We start from the raw sequence: 19,179 nt of genomic DNA on the forward strand, positions 1-19,179 counted from the left end.
GCACGGTCGCACAGTGATCAATCCCCTAACCGGAATGCATAGTTGATTCGCATGGACTTTTGGAACCCCGAGGCGCAGCGTGGAGCCGGCTCGAAGGTCGTTTTGCGGATTGCGGCGACGGCGGCCTCGTCGAGCCCGTGGCCGAGGCCCTTCACGACATCGGCCTTGACCACGTTGCCGGTGCAATCGACCGTCACCTCCACGGTGACCGTCCCTTCGATCTCCGCCGAGCGAGCTTCATCCGGATAGACCGGCTTCACGCGCGACGTGGGACGCGGCTTCCACGCGGCGATCTCCGCCGCGAGATCGGGGGAGCCAGCTGCCGCCGCTGGCTTCTCCTTCGCGGGACCGAGGGTCCGCTCCTTCGGGCCCGGCGGGGGGCCGCCCGTGTTATTTCCTTTCGGCACGGCGATTCCGCCCGGACCGCCGCCACCACTCCCCATGTTCACGCCGTAGTCGGGCATCGCTTGCATCGCTTGCGACGGCTGCGCGTTCACCACCGGCTCTTTGATCTCCGGGGCGACCGGCTTGGGCGCCGGCGGCTTGCGCCCCTGGAGCACCTCCTTTGGCGCCTCGATGGGCTTGGGCGGCGGTGGCTTCTTCTCTTCGGCCTTCTTCTGCTCGACAATCGCAATGAGAGCCGCGCGCTTCTCCTGCTGCTTCGCCTTCGCCGAGACGATGAAGAAGCCCACGCCGTGAACGGCGAAGCTCGCGACGATCAGGATGGGTGTGAGACGCATACCGCGCTGCCTCTCACTTCGTCTCGTCCACGTTGATCGCGAACTTCGTGATGTCGTTGAGGCGCGCCACGTCGACGACGTGAACGACGTTCCCGTGCAGCGCGCCCTTGTCCGCGCTGACGATCAGGCTGATGTCCGGGTTCTGCTCGTGTGCTTCCTTCAATTTGGCGCTGAGGGCAGCGTCGTCGACGGGGTCCTGATTGAAGAAGTATTTTCCGTCCTTCGTCACCATGACCGTCGCGATCGAAGGAACGGACTCACCGCCGCTCGCCGCCTTCGGGAGCTCCACCTTGAGACTCTTGGAGACGATGTACGTCGCAGAGACCATCATGATCACCAGGAGGACGAGCACGACGTCCACCATCGGGGTGATGTTGATCTCGGCGATCGGCGCCCGCGATCCTCGCTTAAGTGTTCCTGCACCCATCGTATTGGCTCCGTGTCAGGAAGCTTCGGTCACGGACGACGCCGGCGAAGGGTGGACGAGGGCTACCCGCTGAACTTCGGGTACGCTGCTCTTCGCGTGCAGAGTCCCCCGAAGATGAGCCTCGATGTATTTGGCCATGATGTCCACGTTCGCCTCGACGCGACCGATGGACTTGTTGACCAGGTTGAAGGCGACGACGGCCGGAAGGGCGACGACGAGGCCTACGCCGGTCGCGATGAGCGCCTCGGCGATACCGACCATCACGTTCCCCATCGCGTCCTTGCTCTGATTTCCCAATTGCTGGAACGCTTGGATGACGCCGAGGACCGTCCCCACCAAACCGACGAACGGCGCGTTGTTTCCGAGGGTGCCAAGGTACGTGGTTCCCCGCTCGAGCTCCCGCCGCTCCTTCCCCAATTCGGCGTCGAGCACGTCACGGAAGGCCTCCGGGCCACGGTCGACCCAGTCGACGCAGCGGAGGATGACCGAGGCCTCGATCGCGCGGCTCTCCGAGAGCACCGCCTTGAGCTTTTGCGTGTCGCCCCTCTGGAGCGCTTTCTGCATCTCCGCCGTGAGGCGATCGATATCGTCTCGTCGACGTGCAAAATAAATGAGTCGCTCGAGCATGATCCCCAGCGAGACGATCGACAGCCCGATCATCAGCCATAGGACCCAGCCGCCGCCCCCGGAGGCGATTCGCTGGAGACGTTCGACGAGTTGCTGCGTATTCATGTGATCCTCGGTGTTGCGATCAAAATGATGTTTCAGTCACGAAGTTTCCGAGGGCGAACCCCCCGCGCCTCGCTTCGAGCTCGCTCGCGTAGCCGTAGAAACGGCCTGTCCGCACGCCATCGACGAGGATCGACACCTCGTAGTTCGTGCCCAGAACGCCACAAGCGTCGAATAGGTTGACGTAAATCGCGTAATTGCCCGGCGCGGGCGGCGCCGCGAATACGATGTTCTCCTGACGAACGCCGTCATTGCGGCAGAAGGCCATCGAGTCCAAATCGCGCGCGCCGTGTCCAGCAGGGACCCCGCCGTCGGTGGGGGTGCCCGGGGGCAAGGTCGTCGGCTTCTTCGGGTCGAGCAAGTTGCCGTCGGGTCCGAGGAGCTGCAGGTCGAGATCGACGGGAGCGTCCCACCTCAGCGACAGGACGACGGCCCCCGACGCCGTGCGCGAATGAACGGTGATCGGCGTCGCGACGGGCGCGCCGAAATGCTTCTCCGAGTCGATGCCCGCAAATTCGATCTCGTACTTGCCGGGCGGGAGATCGGGCGCGACATCGAACAAAAGTTCCGAGCGAAGCTCCCCCGCGGCGAAGACCTCGGCCACGCTGACCCGCGCCACCCAGTAGCCGGTCCCCATCCCTTTGAGGCGGGCGGCCACCGCGAACGCAGGAGCTTTGACCCGCACGGCGATGCCCGAATTGCCCTGCTTGCCCTGCACCGTCTCGTTGGAGCTGACGTCGATACCGGCGATTTGCGGCCCCTGTCCCTGCCCGGGGATGTCACCCGCGAAGAACTGCGCCCTGTGGGTGGCGTTCTCGAGCCGGTAGCCGAATCGAAGGGGTTCGCCGACCCCGCTCGTGGCATCGACGGAGTCGCCGCACGCGACGGCGGCGAAACACATGGCGAGGGCGGCTACGATGATTCGTTTCATAGGTCGACCTGCAGTCGGAGAGTCATTCGGTCGTTGTTCAGATCGACGGGCAGCCCTGCCTGATCGCGCCCGAGGTGATCGCGCACGAAGTCGTATTGGAAGAGGAGGCGGCCGCGCTTCCGGAACGTAATGCCGGCGAGGGGCGAGTACGTCTGGATCTTCATGTCGAACGGCTGGACGCGCTTGGCGCCCTGGAAGTCCGAAGAATCGCTGTCTGGATTGTACATGTCGGTGCGAAACCCGACGACGAACCAATCCGCAATTTCCTGCGTGAGCGAAACGACGTATCCAAAGTGGCGCACGTCACGCCCGAGCAGCACGGGGTCCGCGACATACAATCCGCGGTCCATGTTGCTGGCCGCGTAGACCGCCCCCGACAACTCGGCCCAGCCGATGGGCGTGCGATATCGGACTTGACCGTCGACCGTGAGCGCGAATCGCTTGAAGGTCGACGACGGACGCGCCGCGACCGGGTTGATGGCCGTGATCTCCGAGGGTTGGAAGATCCCGTCACCGTTCTGATCGTTCCAAATCAGCTGCCCCTTCGTGCCTTCTCCTTCGCGGTGGAAGCCACGACCCGTCAGGCCCGAAAAGCCAACATTGACCTGAAGTTTGTCGAGCGGCTGGGTGACGGCTTCGACGCGAAAGCTCAGCTCCTTGGCGCTCGTCGGATCCTGCAGGGGATAGTCGCGCACCCCGAGCGGCTGCCCGTTCGTGAACGCCAATTGGTAACGGAACCAACCGAGGGCGCCGGAGAGCCGCGCCCCCAGGTCGATCTCCGAGGGAAACATCGCCTGCGACATCGTGCTCCGCTCCATGAAGTAGCGGACCTGCGGCGACTGCAGGTTTTCTGCGCTGTAGGGTGAGCGGAATTGACCAATGGTGAACGCCAGCAGCGGCGGCTTCGGGTGCGCATTGCCGCCGCGATAGAGGAGTGACGCTTCCGCGCGTTGAATCCCCATCGTGGGACCATTGGTCGTGTTGCCATCGAGCTCCAAGAGCGCGCTGGCCCACTCCCATTCCCGCTCGACGAGCAGGCGGCCCCGCCGGATCAGGAATCGATCGGCGTTGAGGAGACGCCCCCCCTGGCCCACCTCGTCTTCCGACGATTTGTCGGCCCTGTACTCGCCCTGCACGTACCCACGGACGACGATTTGTTTCGTGGGATCCGCCTGCATGCCAAAGTCGACCACCTTCTCCGCCGGGGGCGGCGGTGGCGGTGGCGGCGGCGCCGCGAGCTTCTTGAGCTCCGCTTCGAGCTTTTCGATGCGCTCGCGCTGTTCTTTGATTTCGCCTTTCTGCGCAGTCATCTGCTCGTTGAGCCGGCGCATCTGTTGCGCTCGTGAGAGTGGCTGCGCAGGTTCGGCGGGCGCCTGTGGCTCCGCCCCTGCGGGCGGTGGAGCGGGCTGCGGAGGGGGGGTCGTCTGGGCGTGCGCGCTGGTTGCAGCGCATAGCGCACCACAGATTCCTACAACGATACGAGTAAACTGACGCACGTCACCGGACTTTCAGATCAAACCGGGGTTTCACATCGATCGGGTGGAGGACTACCGATCAGGGCAAGTCGGTAGCCGCCGCCGCTCTGAAGGTCTTGGTGAACGGCAGGGCGACGGAGCTCGTGCAGCGATTCAGCCACTGCGCTTGCGTGGTCGGTTTGCCGCAGAAGCAGCCCGCCGGCTTGTTGGAGCAGGCGCCGCCGTCGTTGTCCGAACCGCCATCGGGCTTGTTGCCGGAATCGATGGTGCCCGAGTCCCGCGGCCCAGGCCCGCCAGGCCCGCCAGGTCCGCTGGGGTTGTCGTCGCTGCATCCGACGGCAGCCATGCCGAGAGCCAAAAACGAGGCGGCCGCGAGGGAAAAGAGAAATTGCTTTTTCATGTTACTTCGCCTCGCAATAGCCAAAGACGCACTGCTGGTTCGACCCGCTGCATCCGCTGTCATCCGAGCACGCCTTGCAGCTCGCCGACGCGGGCGCTCCCGCCTCTTGCTCGAAGAAGCAACCGCACGCCTTCGCGGGCTTGTACTCCGCGTAGTCGCCCATGTCCGTGCTGCGGCTCACTTGCATCGCGCACGCCGGAACGGCACGACCTTTGGAAATGGTCGAGACGGTCTCCTTCGTTTCGAGCAGCTCCAGGATCTTTCGCACGTTCGGGTCGGCGGCCTTGCCGTCCTGCTTCTTCGTGAAGAAGTGGAGGTTTGCCCAGGGCGCGTAGTGACCGTCGCGCACGTTGATCAAGTCGACCGCGGTCGAGGTGCTCGAGGGGTAGTAGCCGAAGTCTTGGCCCTTGGCCTTGAACGCCAGCGGGCGCACGTTCGGCTGCACGGGCGGCGTCCCGGTCGGGACGATGTCGTTCAGGGCAATGATCCCGATGACCGAGCTGCGCGGGGAGGAGTTGATCTTGGCCAGAAGTTGGCCCGATCCACCCTGGTCGGCGCCCCCGAACTTGTTGACGGGGAGACCGAGGGCGCGCGCCCAGATCTGCTGGGTGCCGGAGCCCTCGTTGCGGGCAAGCACATCGGCCGCCACGCTCCAGGGGTCCACGTTAAAGGAGGCATTGCCGGCCCGCGCGGTGACGCCGAAGATGTTGAATCCAGCCTCTGCGCTGATGACGACGGGGAAGCTCGGATCGTTGTAGACGGCGAGCGTGAAGACCTGCACCGGTCCCAGGTAATCGAGGACGGTGTCCGGCGTGGCAGGCCCGCCGAGGGTGGAACACGAGGTCGAGTAAACGTCGGAGACACCAATGTCCGCCTCGCGAGGCGTCGCCAGGTCGCAGGTGGCGGTCTGATTGGCGGCATCGTACTTCGTACGGCCGCTGGGGGTCTTGACGGTCGTGCCGCCGGTGCCGGTGGCCGGGATCAGCGAGTTGACCCCCGCGCACGAGCCGCCCGAGCTATTGTAAACGATATTGATTCCCTGGGCCTTGGCCAGCACGGCGACCCGATTGATGATGGGCTCCGAAGCGCTGGAGCCACGAATGACAATGGAGTCGGCAGGGCACGCGGTCTGGGCAGACGCCGCCGACGCGGCGCCGCAGACGGCAGCAAAGAGGGCAAATCCGAGAGCCCTATGGCGTTTCATGAATCCTCCTAAGAGTATGGGCGCACAACACGAAGCCGATGGTCTCCTTCGGAAGGTCCACGACCTTGTTCGGAGCCGCCGCAAGGTTGCGCTCCCCGTGTGTCGGATGTGCGACAACTGAGCAACGAGTCTCCGGAGGTCCGGAATGGAAGCCGCCAGCCTCACCCTACCTCACCGTCACGACCGTTACTGCTTACATGATGTTCATGCCGTTACAAAATGCACGGCGATCGCTGCGGACATGGCGTACGGCAACTCCATTGCCCGAGAACGGCCGACCCGCCGTCTGCGTCTCTGGTTTTCAAAAAGAGAGCCTCCCTGGATATCTCGATATGGTTACGGAACCAACCGGCGCCATTCGCGGATCGATCATGCAAGTCGGGCTCAATTCGAATTAAAATCAATTTAATTAAATTAAAGAGTAGCCCTCTCCAACCCAGCTGTCCACGATATCCCGCGCCTGTCGCGTCACGCTCGCCGGCAACGATGCCCGTCGATCGAGCGCTCGGGCCCGATGGGCCGAAATAGGGCAGCCTCCACGGGATACGTCACACGATTGTCATATACCCTCTAACTCGCGTATGGCGCGATCGGCCGGCACGAGCACTTCGTACGCCTGAGCTTTGAACGTTCCAACCGCATCAGCCAATGTTCGCGACAGTTTGAATTTCGACCGAATTCATTAAAGTTCATTCGACCCGATTCGCGGCGTAGCGACGACGAATGCTCAAACGATGTCGACGTGCCGCATGGCGGCAAAGGTCATTGGCGACCTTCGCACGTTTCCAATGACTTCGGCCGCCGCCGACGATTGTGCGCCCGCGAATGGGCAAACGTATCGTCTCGACCTCACCGACAAAGCTCGACGATGCATATGCAACAACCGGTGAGTCGCATTGCAACGGGCCGGTGTCCACCGCGCGGGTCTCCATCACGCGAAACTCACAGAAGCGTAACTCGCGGTTGCCTTGAAGTCCGCTAAACAGCCATTACCTGCTGGCTCGCCCCAAGTGAGTCTTGCCCCGTGTTGCGCACGCTCGAGCCGTTCAACCTGATTCGGACGTGGAGCGCGAAGATAGTCGGCGTGCATTTAAATCACATTGCCGAGAGGGTTCGATGAAGAACGATATCGTTCGAGTCGACATCCCGCCTCGATCCCGCGAGTGAACCGCGATTCGAAACGCAACGAGAGTTGCCCTGGTTAAGTAACTCAATCGTCGCGTCCGGCGTGAAGTGTAACCCTACGATACCGCTCGAGAACGGAGCAGCCCATGGCCAAGCCCGGCCATCGCGCTCCCGACGTAGGTGAAACATGATTGCTAGATCGATTGCAGCCTGCGCGATCGTCGCAGGCGCTTGTGTCATTACGTTCGCACCATCCGCCAGCGCCGGCCGCTGCCCGGCAGCGACCACCGGAGACATCACCGAATATGCGCTCTCGGCCGGCGCCGATGCGGCGTATATCACCTTCGGGCCGGACAACCGCGTGTGGTTCACGGATGTCTCCCGCAACAAGATCCGCGCCGCCGACGCGAAGGGCGTGGTGACCGAATATGCCCTTCCGGCGAGATCGAATCCGCTCGGCATCGCCCCCGGGCTCGACGGCCGTCTCTGGTTCGTCGAGTCCGGGAGCAACCGAATCGGCGCCATCACCACCCGCGGCGTCATCTCGCACTACGACATTCCCACGCGCAACTCTCAGCCGTTCGGGATCGCCCTCGGCCCCGATGGGAACGTGTGGTTCACCGAGGTCACCGGCAACAAAGTCGGCGCGATCACCACCGCGGGCGTCATCACCGAGTACGCGCTCCCCTCCCCCAACGCGCAGCCTCTCGGCATCACCATGGGCCCGGGCGGAGATCTCTGGGTGGCGGAGTCTTTCACCAGCAAGATCGCGCGCGTCACCACGGCGGGCGCCGTCACCGAGCTCCCCCTTCCCGCGAGCGCCGGTGTCCCGATCGCGCTGACCATCGGCCCCGACGGCCAGGTCTGGTTCACCACCAGCCGCGCAGTTGCCAAAATCGACTCGAACGGCGCCGTCACCGAGTTCCCGCTGCCGCCCGACGTCGGGCCGCAAGGGATCACCATCGGCCCCGATTTCAACATCTGGTTCACGGAGTCCGACGCGAACAAGATCGTTCGGATCACGCCGGCCGGCGTGGTGACCGAGTTTGCGCTGCCGAACGCGGACTCGCTGCCGGCCGGGATCACGTTCGTCCCCCGCTTCGAGAACTGCGGAGTCCTCGACCTCTGGTTCGTCGAGCGCGCCGGGGCGCGTCTGGGCAAGGTGCGCACGGTGACCACGCGCTGATTTCGACTCCCCCTTGGCTTTCCTTTTTCGACTTCTCTCTGGCTTGTAACCAACCGTGAAAACGTCTCTGGAGGCTGATATGAAGACGATTGCAAAGAGCATTTTGACGGCCATCGTGGCCACCTCGGTCGCAGCATGTGGCGCCAGCTCCGCCGTCGATGAGAACGCCCAGACGGGCAGCGCCGCCGAAGCGCTCACCGGCCCGAACGGCCAGGGCTTCTTTGGCTCCGACACGATGCGAGACGCGATTGTCTCCGCCGTCGCGGCGTCCCCCGCGGCCGGCAGCCTGACGTACTTGGGCACCGGCTCGGGCAATGGTGAGAAGTGCCTCCGCGGCAAGCCCGTCGGCATCTACTGCAACGGCAGCAAAGATCAGTCGATCACCCCGATGTCGCGCGATCTCAAGGGCTGCGAGGCCGGCGAGAAGAGCCACCGCGTCGCGCTCGACGGCATCGGCATCTGGAGCTCCAGCGGCCAGTCCGTCACGGACATCTCCCTCGCCAACGTCCGCAATGCGTTCTGCGGCACCGACGGCTCCGGCAGCACCGCGGCCTGCTCGGTCACCAACTGGAGCCAGATCGGCGGCGCCAACGCGACGATCGTCGCCTACCGCCGTGACGACGCGTCGGGCACGACCGATACGTTCAAGAGCATCCTCGGCGAGAAGGGCGCCGCTTGCAACGCGTTCTGCGGCTCGGTGAAGGTCGTGGTCGAGCGCGCGAGCGGCCCGGCTCTCTCGACGGACCCGGACGGCACCTCGTCGCTCCAGGCCCCGAACGGCCCCTGCGCGCCCACCGACTCGGCCACGGACTGCATCGGCAAGCTCTCCGCCGGCAGCAGCAACGTCCTCGCCTACGCCGGCCTCGGCGCGGGCACCGTCAGCCCCGCCCCCAAGGCGATCAAGGTCGCGGGCAAAGAGCCCTCGCTCGCCAACATCCGCGCCCTGGTGTCGGATCCCGCGAACGCGTACCCCTTCGCCCGCTTCCTCTACCTCAATGAGAACACGGCCAACAGCCGCGCGCTCGCCGAGACGAAGTTCTTCAAGTGGGCGTTCGGCCAGGCCCCCTACGGCAGCGACGCGACGGCGCTCACCTTCGAGAGCAAGCTCACGGACGCCGGCTTCATCTCCTGCACGGATCAGTCGGATCCGGACCACGTGGCCCTGGAGTGCGGCGCCGGCGCGTGCAACTGAGTCGACGCTCGCCGTCGCAGAACCCCTGAAGTGACTTGAAGACTTGAGGAGGAGATGATTCGCGTGGTGTGGCCGCCTCACGGGAGGGAACCGCAGGGAAGATCACGCTGCGGGCACACACGCGAATCGCGTTCGAATCGGCTCACTTCGTACAACGAGCCAACGCCCCCGCACCCATCGCCCGAAATCAACCAATCCGTCGATGCCGAATGGGCGATGCGATCGATGTAAAATCGTCATCTGCGGCGTTCGGGAAAAGTCGAAAGCGATGTCGCAATAGGTGCACACGGTGAGCCCAAATGAGGATTCGTCTGGCTCATCGTGGCACGAGCGATCCTAAATCTGGGGCAATTTCATTACGAATGTGACGTTTCTACGAAGCCCCCTTAAATTAATTACATACACGAGCCTTTCTTTTATTAAGTCGCACCAAATTAAATAATAGAGGAGTCGACCGGGCATGGGCTGGCATTGGAGTAAGATGAACGCAATCGCGGTCGGAACCGCGATCCTTTTGCCCGTACTCGCGGCGGCGAGCTGCGGGGACAGCGATTCAGCGTCGCCACCACAATCGATCGATGCGGGCGGAGATGGGCCGGTCGTCACGACTGCCTGTGCGCCCGTGGAGTCACACGAAAAGATCCCGCAACGGACGTCGGCGACGGTCGACGAGGCGCTGGATACGTTCAACAACTTGGCGGGCGAAATCCTGCTTCGATGCGGCAACTGCCACAAGAGCCCCGCGCAGCAAGGCGACTTCTCTTACGATGGTACGCGCGAGGGGCTCTGTAAGGCCCGCGGCAAGAACCATACGCCGGCGGAGATGATGATCAGCGGCCAGATGCCGAAGGGCGTGGGCGGCGAGGAGGCGCTCGGGCGCAGGCTCAAAGCGTGGATCGATCAAGGCTGCTCGGCCGGCACGTACAAGCTCCCGAAGGGGGATACCCCCGTGAACCCGGGCGGTGATCTCCAGACCTCGCGCGAGGTGGGCGCGGCGATGACGGATCTGGGGAGCTGTATTCCGAGCCGGGCGATTCTCGGACACGACGCGACGGCCGATACGCGCTTCGCGGCCATGCGCTCGTTCTCCGACTTGCCGGCCAAGCTCTCGGAGACCGACGTGGTGTCGCTCGATTCGGAGGCGCTCGCGCGAAAAGGGACCATCTCCTATGCGCCGGCCTATCCACTCTGGACGGACGACGCGGGGAAGCTGCGGTTCGTGCACGTTCCGGAGGGACAATCCATTTCGTACGATGCGCAGACGAAGCAATTCCGAATTCCGCCCAATACCCGATTTTACAAGACGTTCCTCAAATCCGTCGTCGAAGCCGACGGCGTAAAGCGCTATCGGAAGATGGAGACGCGCATCATCGTGACGCGCGAAAGGAGCGAAGACGCCATCTTCGGCACGTACGTCTGGAACGCCGAGGAGACGGGGGCCAAGCTCCTGGGCACCGGCCTCAATCCGGACGCCCCCGACAAGCTCGAGACGTACCTGAATGGAAAACCATTCGCGGACTGGGTGCGCCCTTACGTGACCGACGAAAAACCGCAGGCGATGCGCAGCTACGCGGTCCCTGGCAGCGAGCGATGCATCGCGTGCCACACGGGCTCGGAGGCAAAGAACTTCATCCTCGGGTTTACGCCGCTCCAGATCAACAGGCGCGCCAAGGACGAGGGCGGCGTGTACGACGGGGACGTGCTCGCGAGCGAGCTCGATCAGGCCGAGCGGCTGATCGCGTATGGGGTGATCACGGGCGTCTCGGCGGCCGATCTGCCGAAGCTCGAGACCTCGGCAGCCCCGCGCAAGCCACGCAACGACGACGAGCTTCGTATGCAGGCGTACATGGTCGGCAATTGCGTGCATTGCCACAACCCGAACGGCTACGCGGTGCAGAGCAACCCGGCCCTGCGCAAATTCAATCTGGCGCCAGGCCCGGGCGGCTCCGTCTTCGGGTTCGACTTCGCGACGAAAGGGGCCGACGATATCCCGCATTTCGTCAAGGTCCCCGATAGCATCTCGGACACGGACGTCGAAGCAGCGCTCACCCTCAGCCGATTCTATACGCGCGTGACCCTGCCGACGGGAGCGTACGATACGAACGCGTTCGGCGGCCCTCCCACCGGTCCCAACAGCCCGACGGCGTTCTTCAGCTTCCATATGCCGCTTCACTCACCCGGCATCGACTGCCGGCTGCCCGTCCTCTTGGCCCGTTGGTGGGGCTCGGTACCGCGGGACTACCGAAACAAAGGTGTGGAGGTGCCGGGGGACGCCACCGCCATGATCGCGGCAAAGATCGTCGCCTTCCGCGCGGAGGAGCGCGCCCGACGCGATTGCAAGCCTGCGGCGGACATCGATTGGGTGCTCGAGGACGGCACCGAGCGCGATCCCTACATCCCGCGCAACATCGATTGGCCCACCAAAATGGACAAATGGGTCAAAGATCTCTCGGTGACGCAGGGGCACGAGGACCTCGGAAAGAAGACTTACTATCAGGGGTACTTCGATCCGAAGTGCAATTTTCCGAATTCCCCGGAGCCCCCGGCGCCTGCGATCGAAGAATGGATGATCGATCCGGTGTCGAAGAAGCCGCGCATGAAGTGGGGTGCGCTGTACGCGACGACCCCGGGAGCACATATCTACGCGGGGATCTGCGCGAACTGCCACGGTGTGCACGGCGACGGACAGACGGGAGCGGCGCGCGCGCTGCGCGCCACGTCCGGTGCGTTCGTGGCGAACTTCGCCGATGGGCTCTTCGGCCCTCGACGCAATCCCGCGGCCAACGTCGACTGCTTCGACCACGGCTCGACCAGCGCGGGTTGCTCCGGCGGCTTGGGGAAGAACGGGGCCGCCAAATACCTGGTCTGGATGGCGACCGGAGGAACGAACGTATCGTTTGGGCGCACGGTCGAGGAAGAGAAGACGTTCTTCGACGCGTTCGTCTCGTCGCGCGCGATCACGGCGGTCCCGCTCCCCGTCGATTTCACGAAGGGACAGCAGGCTTTCAAGAATGCGAAGGCCAATATGCTCGGCGTCGCGCGGGTCACGTGCGATCGATTCCGCACCGACGCGGACGGGATCGAAAAGAGCTACGACAAGGCGGTGGCGGGCAAGAACTGGGACCTGCTCGTCGCCAACCAAAATTGGTTCGGCCTCCCCTTGTGGAGGGATGTCTGCACCTTGGACAATCCGCTGACGCCTCAACTCCGCGCCGCCGCCGCCAACTCTCCCGAGGTCGAGGCGTGGCTGCAGAGGGCCGTCTTCAACGCTGGCACCATGGTCTTCATGTATCTACGCGACGAGTTGAGCAAAGGCGGCTTCACGGCGCCTCGCAACGCGTGCGAGATCAAGTATCCGATGGAGTGATCGAACAATGAGAACGAAACGTGTCAATTGGCTTTTCCTCTTGGCGGCAAGCGGTGCGTTCGCCGGAGCCCTGGGGGCCAGCGGTGGCTGCAGCGATGACAATGCGAACCCTGGTCCCGGGCCCGGTCCTGGTCCCGGGACGGACGGGAGCGTCCCGGATCAGTATACCCCGCCGGATGCTACGCCGCCGCGCGATGCTGGCTCCGCGTGCTCCCTTCCCGAGGACACCGATCCGAGCCCGAAGGTCCGATTGGTCAACGTGCTCTTGGCGACCAACCAGGGACTGCCCATCGGCCAATTGGATGCTCCGGCCATTCGGCTCTATGCCAACGGCGCGGTGATTCCGAACCTCGACCCAGCTGCCCCCGGAAAAGGCGCCCCCTCCGTCACGAAATACGCCAAGATCACAGCTGGAGACGTGACATTCTCGGCGAAGGACGACGGGGCATCGGACGCGAGCGCCGCTGTCGACATTCGGACCCACCCGGTGGCCGTAGCGCCCGGGGCCCGCTTGACGATCTTCGCGATCGGCAGGGCGGGCTCGTCGGAGGGTTCGCCTTCGCTCGTGATCGCGGAGGAAAAATTCGACAGACCGAGGTGCGGAGAGGTCAAGCTCCGATTCTTGAATGCCGACTACGGGGCGACCATCGATTCATTCGCGATAGGCTCGGGCGATGATTCGTCGGCGGCGCTCAAGCTCGGCGAGAGCAGCAACGAAAAGGGCGTGACCGCCCCCGCCGCCGCCAAATCGATCCTCCTCACGACGGCGGATCCCGGGGTCGTCGGCCCGACGAAGCGCGCGCCCTTCACGGTCCCGGCCTCGGTGCTCGGCGGCGGGGGACGAAGTTACTTCGTGGTCAGCGTCGGCGAGCCGGCACGCTGGGCCGACGACGAGCGCACGCACGCGCTGCTCCTCGTGCCAGCAGGCGACGACACGCCGGCGACGTTGGTCAAGCGCGATCCTCTTGCGTACATCTTCCACGCGTCCCCGCCGCCGACCCCCGGGCTGCTCGAAGTGCAATCGGGTAAAGACATCGCCGCCAATCTGAAATATGGCGCGAAGTCCACCTACCTCGATGTCGCTCCGGGCGGCGCCACCTTGAAATTCGTCGACCCCGCCGGCACCCCCGTCGATGGGGGCGCGGATGGCGGAGACGCGGGTACGAGCGGGGCCGGCGCCGCGGTGCTCGACAATCAGAGCACCGGACCGCTCGAGCCCGGCGGCATTTACGTGGGAGCCATCATGGGCTTCTCGGGCAGCACCGGGGCGGAACAACTTCGATCGAAGTTCTGGAAGGTTCGAGCGACGCCGGGGTTCATTTCCTCCACCGCACCGCGCAGCATCGTCATCCACGCCTCGCCCAACGCTCCCGCGGTGGACGTCGGTTACTGGAATACGAAGAGCGACGGCAAGCGCGGCGACGACTTCACCCCGAAGTTCACGAACATCGCGTATGGCGAGACGAGCGACCTCGCGGGCACCGTGTTCGCGATCCCTCAGAATGGGACTTTGCTCCAGCGCTGGGTTGGCGTGCAACCCACCGGCGATCAAGCCTCGAATCGCGCCAATGTCGCCACCGGCAACCCATTGGATGTCAACGTCGCGATCCTGATGGGCGACTGGAACGATAAAGATCCGAAGAGGAACGCGCAGCTCGCGTTCATTCCGCTGAGCGCCAGCGGCACGATCCGCCGATTCCAGCTGCCCAAGCCCTGAGCCGGGCACCTCCACGCGCCCCGATCCGGCGCGAGAATCGGTCCCGGTTCTCGCGTCGCGCTCCAAATCGCGTCGGGCGGCGAACGAGGAGGTTCACGTTGCCTTTTCGTCACATGGCGTTAGCCTTGCCGAATGAGGGGGACGCCAAAAACACTCTGCGAAGCTTTTCAAGCCACCGCCGCACGCCATCCCGGCACAGTCGCGCTCCGCACCTCGACGGACGCCACGCGGATCACATGGGCCGAATACGCGCAGCGCGTAAAATCGATCGCCGCCGGCCTGGCATCCCTTGGCGTGCGCCGCACGGACACGGTGGCGCTGGTGCTCACGAACCGCCCCGAGTTCCACCTGGTGGATACGGCGGCCATGCACCTCGGCGCCGTCCCGTTCTCCATCTACAACACATTCGCGACCGAGCAGATCGCGAGCGTGCTGGAAAACGCCGGAAGCCGCGTGCTCGTCACCGAGCGCCAGTTCCTGGAGCGCGTGCAGAAGGCGGCGGCCAACACCGCGACCGCGCACATCGTCTGCATCGACGATGACCCCCTCCCCGAGGTGCTCGGCTTCCACGCCCTGGAACGCGCCGGCAACGCCGACTTCGACTTCGACGCGGCGTGGCACGCCGTTCAGCCCGACGACGTGCTCACCATCATTTACACCTCCGGAACCACCGGAGCGCCCAAAGGCGTCGAGCTCACGCACGCGAACGTGCTCGCCGAGCTCGCGGGGTTCAGGGCCGTGCTGCCGTCGCACGAGGGCGAAAGCGATATGTCGTATTTGCCGTCGGCGCACATCGCGGATCGGGTTTGGTGCCACTACGAGGCCATGGCCTCTGGGGTTTGCGTGACCAAGGTGAGCGATCCTCGCACGATCGTCGCCGCGGTGCGGGAGGCGCGCCCCACGCGCTTTGGTGCGGTGCCCCGCGTGTGGGAGAAGATCAAAGCGGGGCTCGAAGCGCGCATCACCACGTCCGAGCCGCCGGTGAAGCAGGCGATGCTCGGAGCGCTCGAAGTGGGATTACGCAAAGTGCGCGCCGAGCAGGCGGCGCTGCGCGGGTTGGGCGCTCCGCCGGACGAGAATCTCCTCGCCGAGCATGCGCGGGCCGACGCGACCGTGTTCGCTCCGTTGCGCGCGTCGTTGGGTCTCGACCGCACGCGGTGGCGCCTCGCGGGCGCCGCGCCCATTGCGCTGGAGGTGCTCGAGTTTTTCGCGGCCATCGGGCTCCCGATTTGCGAGGTTTGGGGCATGTCGGAGCTCTCCTGCGTGGCCACGTTCAATCCCTTGGACCGCATCCGCATCGGCACGGTGGGGCTCCCCCTCCCCGGCGTCGCGATCCGGCTCGAGAGCGATGGAGAGGTGCTGGTGCGCGGCCCCATCGTCATGAAAGGCTACCGCGGGCGGCCAAAGGAGACGGCCGAGACGATCGATGGCGAAGCCTGGCTCCGCACCGGCGACATCGGCGCGCTCGACGAGGAGGGCTATCTCAGCATCATCGACCGAAAGAAAGAGCTGATCATCAGCTCCGGCGGCAAGAACATGTCGCCGGCCAACATCGAGTGCGCCATCAAGAGCGCGAGCCCGCTCATCGGCCAGGCCATCTGCATCGGCGATCGGCGCCCTTACAACGTGGCGCTCATCGTGCTCGAGCCCGAAGCGGCGGCCGCGTGGGCCAAAACGCACGATCTCCAGGAGACGGATCTCTCCTCCCTCGCGCGCAACCCTCGCCTCCGAGACGCGCTCGACACCGCCGTGGAACATGCCAATCAACGCCTGGCGCGGGTCGAGCAGATCAAGCGCTACGCGCTCTTGACGATCCCCTGGGAGCCCGGCGGAGACGAGCTCACGCCGACCATGAAGCTCAAACGAAAGCCCATCGCGGAGAAGTACGCCAAGGAGATCGAAGCGCTCTACGCCGCCCCTGGTCGCGCGGGCGATTCGAGCGCCGAAGACGATTGACCCTCAGCGGCTGCAGCACCGAAAGCCGACGTCATCGCCCGCATAGTCGCGGGTGGTGACGAAGGCGCTGGCGCAGCGGACGCCGTCGGAGGAGTTGGTGAAGCTCCCGCCGCGGAGGATGCAGAGATCTTTGGCCGGCCCGTCATCGGTCTTCGTGGGCTGGCAAGAGTTCTCCCATTCGTTCACGTTGCCGCTCATATCGAAGATGCCGGAGAAGCCTCCCACGCATTTGGGGCTCGAGCCGGCGGGGAGCGCGATGCCTCGGGCTTGGTCCTTGCCGTTGCACGCGAGCGAATCGTACGTGTTGCCGTAAGGGTACTCGTGCATGCCGTCCTCGGCGTGGGTACATGCGACGCGCCAGCGATCGGTGCTGGCGTCGGCCGGCTCGGCATAGCGGAAGAACGCGTGGGGGCCGCCATCGAGATCGCCGCAAAGGGCTTTGCCGGCCCATTGGCAAAAGGCGTACGCGTCGCACCAATCGATGTACGTTATGGGATGGTCCGACGTGCGCGGTGCGCCGTCGGGCCAGTGCTTCGATGGAACGAAGGTCTTGTTCCATTGACAGGCGGCGATTTGGGAGTACGTGCTCGGCGTCTCCGCGAGGAACTGCGCGTATTGGTTGCGGGTGACTTCGGTCGCATCGATGCAAAAGAGGCCCGCGTCGCGCGGCGCCCGGGAGCCCACCATCAGCGGACCACGCCCGGTTTGGGCGACATTGCACGCGAGGGGCGGCTCGCTGGCGTCGCGCGGGTTCTTATCGGGTTGGCTGTCGCCGCGTCCGCCGTCGAGCTGCCGACCGTCCGATTGCGCGCCATCGGCCGCTCGGCCGTCGAGGACCCTATCCGCGACCTCGTCCGGCGCTTGAAGGGCGCCGAAATCGTAGCAGCTCGTTACATAAATGGCCGATATGAACACACTCGTACTCACGGCAACGCCCATTCGCCTCCAGTCTTTTCGGGAGTGATGCCGAAAGGAATTCATGTTCGTACTCCGTCGAGTGCGCCCCCACGTGCGCGAGGGCCCTTGCGTGTCAGCTGCATTCGATTATCGCCCCACGCGATCTCTTCGCAACCTGAATGTCGTCGTCCATCGATATGGCCGCTAATCGACTACATTGCATCCAATTTTCGCGATCATTTGGAAATCATCAATGTCGGCCCGTGCGCCTCTCTCCATGCCCATAAGGGTTCGTGGGTGCTTTTCCGGGGATGATGCTGGACGCGGGCGGCGCGTCATCCCGCACGCGCAGGGCCGGCGGCTTGGAGGGTGGCGCTGCGCTGGACGTGACCTTGGGGGCCTGGGCCTTGCTATTGGCAGACGGAACGATGGGCAGCTCGACGAGGCCCTCCGGCGACGATACATCGGCGAAAGGAGTACTCGACGTCACCGGTGCGCTCGGTGTGCTACCCGTCGCAATCGACGTCGTGACCGCCACCGCAACCGTCGCCGCCGTCGCCGCCGTGGGTGCGGGCCACTCGGACGCCGCGGGCAATCCCGGCGCCGCCGGAGGATGCGAGCGCCCGCCCAAGGCGAGCACGGCGCCCGCGCTCAGCACGAACACGGCCGCCAGGAGCGCCGACAGGACGCCCAATTGCCCCCTCGAGGGCGGGTGGACGAACGAGCTTTCGGTCGTATGGCCGAGCGAAGGCCCAAATACCAGACTACCGGACGTAGGGTGGATAAATCCGGTCGTGCCGGGAAATACCACGGGCGGGTGCATCCCGTGCGAGAGCGAAATGACGATTGGCGTTTTGGTGTCCCGCTCGGGCGCGAGATCGACCGACGATTCGCTCACCTCTTCGGTGAGGAGACGCCGGCGCTCGGTGAGCTCGGCCCCGAAGAGCGACTCCACCAGCGCGGCGACCTCCTCGTGGGTTCCAACCAAGTTGGCCGCCGAGGCGTGGCGCTCCAGCGCATTTGCAAAGGCGCCGACGCTCGTATAACGGTGCTCCGGATCGCGCGCCAGCGCCCGCAAAACGATCTCGTCGAGCGAGGCGAGGGCGGGCGCGAAATCGGAGACGGGCGGCACGTATTTCCACCCGAGGTGCCGGAGCGTCTCGAAATCGGTGGCGCCTTTGAACAAGCGGCGACCCGTGAGCACTTCCCATGCGACGACGCCGAGTGAAAACAGATCGCTGCGCGCGTCGGCGCGGTGCCGCTCGACGTACTCCGGCGCCATGTACGCCACTTTGCCTTTGAGCACCCCGGTCACCGTGCGCTCCATGGTTTGGTCGAGCGTCTTGGCGATGCCGAAGTCGGAGAGGCGCGCAATGCCATCGCGGCCGATGAGCACGTTGCTCGGGGAGACATCGCGATGCACCAGCAGGAGCTGCCGGCCCTCGTCGTCGGTGGCGCGGTGCACGGCGTCGAGCCCGCAGGCCGTATCGAGCAAAATCCGCATCATTTCGCGCGGTCTCTTGTCGGTGTCGAGCCGGCGCATGATGGCCGAGAGGGTCGTGCCCTCGACGTAATCGAGCACCAGCACCACCTCGCCGTCTTCGTCCTCGACGTCCTGCACCCCCACCACATTCGGATGGTGGATGTACGAGCCGAGGCGGGCCTCGCGCCGGAGCGCGTCGATCACGTCGGGGGTCGAGCGCACGTAACGGTGCGCGCGCTTCAAGGCGACCAGCCGCGACACCCCATCTTCGTCGCGGTGGCGGCCAACGAACACCGTGGCCATGCCGCCCGCTCCGAGAGGTGCCAATATCTCGTAGCGCGGACGTGGCG

The 19,179-nt window shown here is 64.8% G+C and carries 14 protein-coding genes; 5 read left to right on the forward strand and 9 right to left on the reverse strand.

Going from position 1 to position 19,179, the window contains the following annotated elements; all coding sequences use genetic code 11:
- Positions 1-17: 17 nt before the first annotated feature.
- The 7 genes from LZC94_24875 to LZC94_24905 all read right to left on the reverse strand — a co-directional run bounded on the left by LZC94_24875 (position 18) and on the right by LZC94_24905 (position 5,906).
- Entirely contained in the window at positions 18-740 is a 723-nt protein-coding gene (locus LZC94_24875) for a TonB family protein (protein ID WXB11104.1), read from the reverse strand.
- Between the two features lie 13 nt (positions 741-753).
- Positions 754-1,167: a biopolymer transporter ExbD gene (locus LZC94_24880; GenBank protein WXB11105.1), complete on the reverse strand. Its 414-nt coding sequence runs from the start codon at positions 1,165-1,167 to the stop codon at positions 754-756.
- Positions 1,168-1,182: 15 nt separating this feature from the next.
- Positions 1,183-1,899 carry a MotA/TolQ/ExbB proton channel family protein gene (locus tag LZC94_24885; protein WXB11106.1) on the reverse strand — a complete coding sequence of 239 codons (717 nt, stop codon included), beginning with the start codon at positions 1,897-1,899 and terminating at the stop codon, positions 1,183-1,185.
- A gap of 19 nt (positions 1,900-1,918) precedes the next feature.
- Entirely contained in the window at positions 1,919-2,827 is a 909-nt protein-coding gene (locus LZC94_24890) for a hypothetical protein (GenBank protein ID WXB11107.1), read from the reverse strand.
- Positions 2,824-4,137 (reverse strand): OprO/OprP family phosphate-selective porin, encoded by a 1,314-nt coding sequence (locus LZC94_24895; protein ID WXB11108.1) that lies wholly within the window; start codon positions 4,135-4,137, stop codon positions 2,824-2,826. The genes LZC94_24890 and LZC94_24895 overlap by 4 nt, the downstream gene beginning before the upstream one ends.
- Before the next feature lie 244 nt (positions 4,138-4,381).
- Positions 4,382-4,702, reverse strand: a complete 321-nt coding sequence (locus LZC94_24900; protein WXB11109.1) for a hypothetical protein — start codon at positions 4,700-4,702, stop codon at positions 4,382-4,384.
- Position 4,703: 1 nt separating this feature from the next.
- A complete protein-coding gene (locus LZC94_24905; GenBank protein WXB11110.1) occupies positions 4,704-5,906 on the reverse strand; it encodes a hypothetical protein in 1,203 nt (400 codons plus the stop codon).
- 1,312 nt (positions 5,907-7,218) lie between these two features.
- Between LZC94_24905 and LZC94_24910 the strand changes: the two genes are divergently transcribed.
- The 5 genes from LZC94_24910 (at position 7,219) to LZC94_24930 (ending at position 16,449) form a co-directional block, all read left to right on the forward strand.
- On the forward strand, positions 7,219-8,217 hold the full coding sequence (locus tag LZC94_24910; protein ID WXB11111.1) for a Virginiamycin B lyase: 999 nt from the start codon (positions 7,219-7,221) through the stop codon (positions 8,215-8,217).
- A gap of 79 nt (positions 8,218-8,296) precedes the next feature.
- The gene (locus LZC94_24915) at positions 8,297-9,409 is read left to right on the forward strand and encodes a substrate-binding domain-containing protein (protein WXB11112.1); all 1,113 of its coding nucleotides are present in this window, start codon (positions 8,297-8,299) and stop codon (positions 9,407-9,409) included.
- A 622-nt stretch (positions 9,410-10,031) separates the two neighbouring features.
- Positions 10,032-12,776 (forward strand): hypothetical protein, encoded by a 2,745-nt coding sequence (locus LZC94_24920; protein WXB11113.1) that lies wholly within the window; start codon positions 10,032-10,034, stop codon positions 12,774-12,776.
- Between the two features lie 7 nt (positions 12,777-12,783).
- Positions 12,784-14,493 carry a DUF4397 domain-containing protein gene (locus LZC94_24925; protein WXB11114.1) on the forward strand — a complete coding sequence of 570 codons (1,710 nt, stop codon included), beginning with the start codon at positions 12,784-12,786 and terminating at the stop codon, positions 14,491-14,493.
- Between the two features lie 132 nt (positions 14,494-14,625).
- Positions 14,626-16,449, forward strand: coding sequence for a long-chain fatty acid--CoA ligase (locus LZC94_24930; GenBank protein ID WXB11115.1), 1,824 nt, complete (start codon positions 14,626-14,628; stop codon positions 16,447-16,449).
- A gap of 3 nt (positions 16,450-16,452) precedes the next feature.
- Here the strand turns inward: LZC94_24930 and LZC94_24935 are convergent, their stop codons facing one another.
- Together LZC94_24935 and LZC94_24940 are read right to left on the reverse strand one after the other, a co-directional pair.
- A complete protein-coding gene (locus LZC94_24935) occupies positions 16,453-17,376 on the reverse strand; it encodes a formylglycine-generating enzyme family protein (GenBank protein WXB11116.1) in 924 nt (307 codons plus the stop codon).
- Positions 17,377-17,596: 220 nt separating this feature from the next.
- Complete coding sequence (locus LZC94_24940) at positions 17,597-19,132, reverse strand: serine/threonine protein kinase (protein ID WXB11117.1); 1,536 nt, start codon at positions 19,130-19,132, stop codon at positions 17,597-17,599.
- Positions 19,133-19,179 lie beyond the last annotated feature (47 nt).

The sequence above is a fragment of the Sorangiineae bacterium MSr11954 genome (assembly GCA_037157815.1).
Classification (GTDB): domain Bacteria; phylum Myxococcota_A; class Polyangia; order Polyangiales; family Polyangiaceae; genus Pendulispora; species Pendulispora albinea.